This window comes from Gardnerella sp. 30-4, assembly GCF_001641215.1.
GTDB classification, from domain to species: Bacteria; Actinomycetota; Actinomycetes; order Actinomycetales; family Bifidobacteriaceae; genus Bifidobacterium; species Bifidobacterium leopoldii.
In genome coordinates, this window is the sequence record NZ_LXJL01000166.1 from 1 (window position 1) to 1,128 (window position 1,128).

Genomic DNA, 1,128 nt, shown 5'->3' on the forward strand with positions numbered 1-1,128 from the left:
CATTAAGCACATTCGTTAATAATGATGTATAACGTGCAATTAAACATGCAATCATAAGAATTTCTTAGTTACATTATTTATTATTTGTGCAATACAAGTCGCAATGGAGTATAAAGAATTTCAACAATAATCGCATTAAATGCAGCAGTACCAAAAATAATTGGCATCATTACGATTACCATGTTTGGAGAATGAAGAATAAAGTAAGCAGCAATAGAAGCGAAAATGCAACCAGAAATTACTGTTGTAACAAAAGTTGCAATAAATGGGAAAACACTTACTTTACGAGCAGCATCCTTTGGGAAGAGATGGACATATCCAATTAAAATAGCTGTCATAATAATTGCAGCAGGAATGTCACACGCATATTCAAGGAATGGAATCGAAGTATTAAGTTGGATTAATGTTGCAGCAAGAGCTCCAATAATAGCTCCTTGATAAATCTTTGGACGAACCAACAAAATCGCCAAGCAGAATGAAGCAATAACAAACTCAGGCTGGATATTTCCAATAGAAAGAGGCTTGGCAACAGTAAAATCAAGAATGCATCCTGCTGCAAATAGAACTGCAACCAGCACTAACGAAGTAATATTTAGTGCATGATTCTTAACTTTCGCATTTTTCATCATTACCGACGCAACATCAGCAGTTGCATTTGCGACGCCGCTAGTAGCTTCCATAACTTTTTCATTAGTTTCATTAGCCATGATTTCTCTCCTTGTTTAAGCTTCATATTATTTGAATACAAAGCTATCGAATATTTTGTTGTGATTTGTGATTTGTGATTTGGTTATTTTTGAAATTTAAGGCTTGTATACAAAAAGACCCCCGGGGCTTACCCGGAGGTCTTTTACAAGCTTTTATACGCAGCTTCTAAAACTTCAGAGTAAACTCACGCCAAAAAGAAGACTGCCACCACCACATACGTGCAGCATTAAGAGTATCGAAAGATTCAGCATTCATGTTCATGTTAAGCATGATGTCTGCCTCCTTAACTCATTAATACTAACTGTGGTTCACGCACAAACCCCAACCGAAGTATTCGATATTTGTTTGTGTTGGAAATGATGCTAACACCATAAAAGTACAAATGCAAACATTTTTTCAAAAATATTCTCCTAATGAAAT

The 1,128-nt window shown here is 35.5% G+C and carries 1 protein-coding gene; it reads right to left on the reverse strand.

The features are described 5' to 3' along the window. Nucleotides 1-80: 80 nt before the first annotated feature. Complete coding sequence (locus A5294_RS06410) at nt 81-707, reverse strand: hypothetical protein (protein WP_004107001.1); 627 nt, start codon at nt 705-707, stop codon at nt 81-83. Between the last annotated feature and the right edge of the window lie 421 nt (nt 708-1,128).

Excerpts from the sequence above, each read along its gene's own strand:
- A5294_RS06410 (WP_004107001.1), bottom strand. The coding sequence starts at position 707 with ATGGCTAATGAAACTAATGAAAAAGTTATGGAAGCTACTAGCGGCGTC.